Source organism: Rhizobium sp. SVR5-2C, assembly GCF_056755115.1.
Window position 1 is genome coordinate 23,008 of the sequence record NZ_JBNDHT010000081.1, and the last position, 6,205, is coordinate 29,212.

Here is a 6,205-nt window from a genome sequence, read left to right on the forward strand (position 1 = left end):
CGATCAGGAGTGGGAAGATGGTTTCGCTTAAGACACGCAGGCTGCCGTCTGTTTTCAGCATAGCGCTTGTCGGCGCGATCACTTTCGGCCTTGCCGGGTGCAGTGGTGAAGAGAAGAAGGCCGAAACGAAGGAAATCATCCGCCCCGTCAAGGTCGTGGAGATTGCCAAGGCTGGCGAAACACGCGCGCTTTACTATTCCGGTGCCGTAAAGGCGCGCGTTGAAATGAACCTTGGCTTCCGCGTCGGCGGTAAGATCACCGAGCGCCTCGTCGATATCGGTGAGCATGTGAAGCCGGGCGATATGCTGGCGCGCATCGATGCCACGGATTATCAGCTCGCGGCAAAGGCAGCGGAAGCGAATCTGGCGGCGGCCGAAAAAGGTGTGCAGACGGCAGACCTCGCCAACAAACGTGCCGTGCAGCTCTTCGATAAGAGCGTTGCCTCCAAATCGCAGCTCGAACAGGCGGCGCTTTCCTACGACCAGGCCGTCTCGACGCGCGATGCCGCGGTCTCCTCGCTCGATCAGGCGAAGAACCAGGTGAGTTACACTGAACTGAGGGCCGACCAGAACGGCATTGTGACCGCAATCAATGCGGACTCGGGTCAGGTCGTGGCTTCCGGTACCCCGGTCGTAACCGTTGCCATCGATGGCGAGAAGGAGGTCCAGATCGCGGTGCCGGAAAACGATATCGCCGAATTCAAGCCCGGCAAGATCGTGAAGGCAACCTTTTGGTCGGATAGCAAGCTGGTACTGGACGGGAAGGTGCGCGAAGTTTCCGGCAGCGCCGATCAGCAGTCCCGGACCTTTTCCGTCCGTGTCAGCCTGCCCAGCGATCAGCGTGTCCTGCTCGGCATGACGGCGACGATCGAGGCGGACGTCACGAATTCCAATCCTTATGTAGCGGTTCCTTTGGGTGCCCTTGCGGACAAGGACGGGAAGAAGTTCGTCTGGGTCGTCGACCGCGGCGCGTCGACCGTCCACGCCCGCGAAATCGATGTTGCCGATTTCACCGGCGACGGCGTCAACATCACGAGCGGCCTGGATGCCGGTGATCTCGTCGTTGCCGCGGGCACGCAGTTCATGACCGAGAACCTGAAGGTCATGGTGCCGGGTCAGCAGTCGGCTTCGGCCGAGCCCGCCGCCGCAATTCAGTAGATGCTGTCTCGGAGAGGGACCACGGCCATGGACGCCAACACCACTGAAAAGCGCCCCTTCAACCTGTCGCGCTGGGCGATCGGCCATCCGAGCATTGCGCGCTTTCTTTTCGGGTTGATCATCATCACCGGCGTGCTCGGGCTGATGCGGATGGGCCAGAAGGAAGACCCGGACTTCACATTCCGTGTCATGGTCGTGCAGGCCTTGTGGCCGGGCGCTTCCATCCAGGACATGGAGGACCAGGTCACCAACAAGATCGAGCGCAAGCTGCAGGAAACGCCGCATCTCGACTGGGTCAAGTCCTATACACGCGCCGGCAGCACGATCATCACCGTGCAGGTAAAGGGCGACACGGATGCGGCTGAGGTAGCTGACGCCTTCTATCAGGTGCGCAAGAAGGTCGGCGATATTTCCGGAGACCTGCCGCAGGGCCTGCGCGGTCCCTATTTCAACGACGAATTCGGCGATACCTTCATCACGCTGCACTCGATCAGCGGCGACGGTTACACCTATCCAGAGCTGAAGAAGTTCGCGATTCAGGCGCGTGACATGCTGCTGACGACGCCGGGCGTCGAAAAAGCCGTGATCATCGGCGACCAGCCTGAGAAGATCTATATCGACGTCTCATCCAAGGCGCTCGCCGAGCGCGGCCTGACGATCGTCGATCTGCAGAATGCCATCAAGGGGCAGAATGCCGTCGATCCTGCAGGCTCCGTCGATACCGGCCTGCGCTCCGTGCGCATTTCCGTCGAAGGCAACCTGCACAAGGTCGAAGACATTCGCGAACTGCGCCTGCGCTCCGGCAACCAGGTGACGCGCCTCGGCGATATCGCCACCGTTTACTCCGGTCTCGAAGACCCCTACCAGCGCAAGTACCGCTTCAACGGACATGAAAGCGTGCAGGTCGGCGTCGTCATGGCCAAGGGCTTCAAGGTCACCGATGTCGGCAAGGATGTCGAGGCGACCTACCAGCGCTTCGAGGAATCGCTGCCCTACGGCGTTTCCGTCGACCAGATCTCCAACCAGCCCGACGTCGTGACCGATGCCATCAGCGAGTTCATGCATGCGCTCGGCGAAGCATTGGTGATCGTGCTCATCGTGTCGTTCCTGTCGATCGGCTGGCGCTCGGGCCTCGTCATCGCCATTGCCATTCCGCTGGTGCTGGCTGCAACCTTCGCCATCATGTATGAGCTCGGCATTGATCTGCAGCGCATCTCGCTCGGAGCGCTCATCATCGCGCTTGGCCTGCTCGTCGACGACGCGATGATCGTCGTCGAGCTGATGGAACGAAAACTCGAAGAGGGGCTCGTCAAGATCGAGGCGGCGAGCTTCGCTTATTCCTCGACAGCCTTCCCGATGCTGACGGGGACGCTGATCACGACCGCGGGCTTCATCCCGGTGGGCTTCGCGGAATCGACGGCAGGCGAATATGTACGCACGCTGTTCTACGTCGTCGGTATCGCGCTCGTCGTCTCCTGGTTCGTTGCCGTCTATTTCACGCCGTGGCTCGGCTACATGATCCTGAAGCAGCGCCATCATGCCGGCCAGCATCACGACGTCTTCGACACGCGCTTCTATCGCGGCCTGCGCAGCACGGTTAGCTGGGCGGTGCGCCACCGCATCATCGTGATTGCGCTGACGCTCGGCACCTTCGTTGCAAGCCTCTGGAGCTTCCAGTTCATTCCGCAGAACTTCTTCCCGCAGTCCTCGCGGCCAGAAATCCTCGTTGACCTCTGGCTGCCGGAAGGCGCGAGCATCAAGGACGTCGAGACGCAGGCCAAGGCGCTCGAAGCCAAGATGATGGACGACAAGGACAAGAAGTTCATCGCTACCTATATCGGCGAGGGCGCGCCGCGCTTCTTCCTGCCGCTCGACCAGCAACTTCGCAATCCGAACTACGCCCAGCTGCTCATCATGGCCAATGACGAGCCGGCGCGCGAGCGGCTGATCATCAAGCTGCGTACGATCCTTACGGAAGATTTCCCGTCGATCCGCGGCAAGGTTGACCGCCTGTTCCTCGGCCCTCCGACGGGCTGGCCGGTGCAGATGCGCGTCATGGGTCCGGACAGAGTCGAAGTGCGCAAGATCGCCGACCAGGTGAAGGAGCGCTTCACGCAGAACCCGTTGCTCGGCGCTGTCCATGACGACTGGCTGGAGCAGGTGCCGGCGATGAAGCTGGTGATCGACCAGGATCGTGCCCGGGCGCTCGGCGTCACCTCGCAGCGCGTCCGCCAGATGCTGCAGACCGCCATGTCCGGCGCGCCGCTCGACGACTTCCGCGACGGCGAGGAGACGGTTTCGATCGTCGCCCGCGAGCCGGAGGCGAACCGTGCACTGCTGTCAGCCGTCAACTCGGTCTATGTGCCGACGGATTTCGGCGGCTTCGTGCCGGTCTCGCAGATCGCCAAAGTCGTGCCGGTCATGGAGCAGGGCATCGAATGGCGGCGCGACCGCCTCCCCACCATCTCCGTGCGTGCGACGCTGCCGGACAACGTGCAGTCGAACGACGTCGTGACGAAGATGTATGCCGACATGCAGGATCTGCGGGACAGCCTGCCGGCCGGCTACAAGATCGAGATCCAGGGCGGGGCCGAGGATTCGGCCGAAAGCCAGGCTTCGATCGCTGCCAAGGCGCCGATCATGCTCGTCGTCATCATGGTGCTGCTGATGGCCCAGCTCCAGCATTTCGGCAAGGCGATGCTGGTCTTTGCTACCGGTCCGCTCGGCATCATCGGCGCCGCCTCGGCGCTGCTGATCAGCGGCGCCCCCTTCGGCTTCGTGGCGATCCTCGGCGTCATTGCGCTGCTCGGTATCATCATCCGCAACTCGATCATCCTCGTCGACCAGATCGACCAGGATATCAAGGCGGGCATGCACCGGCAGGAGGCGATCGTGGGCGCCGCCGTACGCCGCTTCCGACCGATCATGCTGACGGCATTGACCGCTGTTCTGGCGCTGATCCCGATCTCGCGCGGCGTCTTCTGGGGTCCGCTCGCCTACGCGATGATGGGCGGCATTCTCGTCGCAACAGTGCTGACCATCCTCGTGCTGCCCGCAGGCTACGCGTTGTTCTTCGGGCGTGAGCCGAAGGCGAAATATGCAAACGGCGAATATGCCAATGCCAACCAGGAAGAGGCGGATGTGCATCATCCGCCGGCGTTGGCAGCCGAGTGAAAGTGGCGCGGTGCAAACCGCGCCATTTTCATCTGCAGTCAGCCCATCGGGTTCGGAAGGTAACCAGTGAAGCCCGCGATCCTCCACCGGCCGCCATGCTTGCGGCAGTAGTATAGTGTCTGCCAGAGCATGCGATCGCGTTCGCCGTTGGCGCGCAGGATGCTGCCGTCGAATTTCTTGCGCACCAGCGCCATATTGCGATTGATCTCGATGTTTTCCAGGGTCGTAGCGGTGAAGATTGCGGTTCGCGGATCTTCGGCAAACTTCTGGCTCTTGAAGTCCTGTGCCTGACGCAGCCACTCGTCGCGGTAGGCTGCAAGCGTCGGGAAATTGAGGCGCCAATGATCGGGATTGGCCTCCCTGCGGCCGTCGATGCCGATGAAGCCCTCCTCGATGAAATCATCACCCACCTTGCTCCAATCGGCGGCGAGGAAAGCATCGATATCGCGGTGCACGAGCATTTCCCAGATCGAGTGCCGAGCCTCGTCCGAGGCGGGGAAGGGGTTCTTGAATGGGTCTCTCATGGCAGATCGGATCTCGTTGAAACCGCGGGATGTGGCCCCGTCGAGGCCGAAAAGTCAATCGGCGGGAAGACTTCCGGCGGCGATCCGGGCTATGTATTTCAGCAGGTGATTTAGGGAGGGAAGATGACCGCCGATTATCGTCTCGAAGCAAGCTGGACCCCGACGGAGGGCTCCTTCGGGCGCTTCACCTTCACGCTTTTCAACCTTTCCAGCGGAACGCTTTCCGGTTTTTCGCTGGTCTATACGTCGATGACGCGCGTGGCGGATCAGCACGCGGCCGAAGGCGCCACGCTCAAGCGGCGCTTGGCGAATTTCCACGAATTCATACCGCCTGAGGGGCTGAGCATTGCGCCCGGCCAAAGCTGGCAGTTTTCGGTCGAAGGCCTCACTCACGCGCCGAAGCACGCCACGGCAGGGATCAAGTCCGCCTACCTTACGCTCGGCGATGGCCGGCATCTGCCCGTCAGCTTTGGAGACCTGATGTTGGAGGGCGCGGACCTCGGCAAGCTTCCGGAGCTTTTGCCGAAAGGAAAGGTAACGGAGCCTTACTCGCTGCTGCCCTGGCCGCTGTCGCTATCGTTGCGGCCGGACGGAGTGCCGCCCGTCGCGCTTTACCCGGCGGCCGGGTCAGGTATGGAGGATGTCAGGGCCGTGGCGAACGTGCTGGCGCTCTATCAGCGGCTATTCCCGACGGATAACGTGCCCTTCACACTGCAGCCGGCTCAGAGCGGCCGGCCGATCCGCTTCAAGGCGGAATCCTCGATCATGCCCTCGGCCTACGAGCTGCGCTTTACGGCCGATGAGATTATTCTGGCGAGCGATGATGCGGCGGGGCGGTTCTACGGGCTCGTCAGCCTTGCGCAACTGCTGCACGGTGCGCGGCGACAGCCTAATGTTTTCAACTTTCCCGCCTCCGGCGACATTGCCGACCAGCCTCGCTACGACTGGCGCGGCTGCCACCTCGATGTTTCCCGCCAGTTCTATCCGGGCGCGGATGTCGAACGGCTGATCGACATTCTCGCCTGGAACAAGCTGAACATCTTCCACTGGCATTTGACTGACGACGAGGCCTGGCGGCTGGAGATCAAGGCCTATCCAGAGCTCACGGAGATCGGCGCGAGGCGGGGACCGGATGAAGTTCTGGTGCCGCAGCTCGGCGACGGCGCTGAACCGCGTTCGGGTTATTATACCCAGGACGATGTCCGCCGGATCGTTGCCCATGCCGGAGCGCTTCACGTCGAAGTCGTGCCGGAGATCGATATTCCAGGGCACAGCACGGCCGCCCTCTTTGCCCTGCCGCAGCTTGTCGACGGGCAGGAGGCGCCGGACGGCTACCGCTCGGTGCAGGGC

4 protein-coding genes are annotated in these 6,205 nt (G+C 62.1%); 3 read left to right on the forward strand and 1 reads right to left on the reverse strand.

What is annotated here, in order from left to right:
* Positions 1–17 precede the first annotated feature (17 nt).
* Both ACPYOI_RS21720 and ACPYOI_RS21725 read left to right on the forward strand, forming a co-directional pair.
* Positions 18–1,157 carry an efflux RND transporter periplasmic adaptor subunit gene (locus ACPYOI_RS21720; protein ID WP_481418337.1) on the forward strand — a complete coding sequence of 380 codons (1,140 nt, stop codon included), beginning with the start codon at positions 18–20 and terminating at the stop codon, positions 1,155–1,157.
* A gap of 27 nt (positions 1,158–1,184) precedes the next feature.
* Complete coding sequence (locus ACPYOI_RS21725; RefSeq protein WP_481423350.1) at positions 1,185–4,331, forward strand: efflux RND transporter permease subunit; 3,147 nt, start codon at positions 1,185–1,187, stop codon at positions 4,329–4,331.
* A 38-nt stretch (positions 4,332–4,369) separates the two neighbouring features.
* Here ACPYOI_RS21725 and ACPYOI_RS21730 read toward each other — a convergent pair whose 3' ends face one another.
* Positions 4,370–4,855, reverse strand: a complete 486-nt coding sequence (locus ACPYOI_RS21730) for a hypothetical protein (protein WP_481418700.1) — start codon at positions 4,853–4,855, stop codon at positions 4,370–4,372.
* A 123-nt stretch (positions 4,856–4,978) separates the two neighbouring features.
* Here ACPYOI_RS21730 and ACPYOI_RS21735 point away from each other — a divergent pair.
* Positions 4,979–6,205 (forward strand): family 20 glycosylhydrolase (locus tag ACPYOI_RS21735; RefSeq protein ID WP_481423351.1); only part of this gene is annotated, 1,227 nt, incomplete at its 3' end.

Excerpts from the sequence above, each read along its gene's own strand:
- ACPYOI_RS21720 (WP_481418337.1), top strand. The coding sequence starts at position 18 with ATGGTTTCGCTTAAGACACGCAGGCTGCCGTCTGTTTTCAGCATAGCG.
- ACPYOI_RS21725 (WP_481423350.1), top strand. The coding sequence starts at position 1,185 with ATGGACGCCAACACCACTGAAAAGCGCCCCTTCAACCTGTCGCGCTGG.
- ACPYOI_RS21730 (WP_481418700.1), bottom strand. The coding sequence starts at position 4,855 with ATGAGAGACCCATTCAAGAACCCCTTCCCCGCCTCGGACGAGGCTCGG.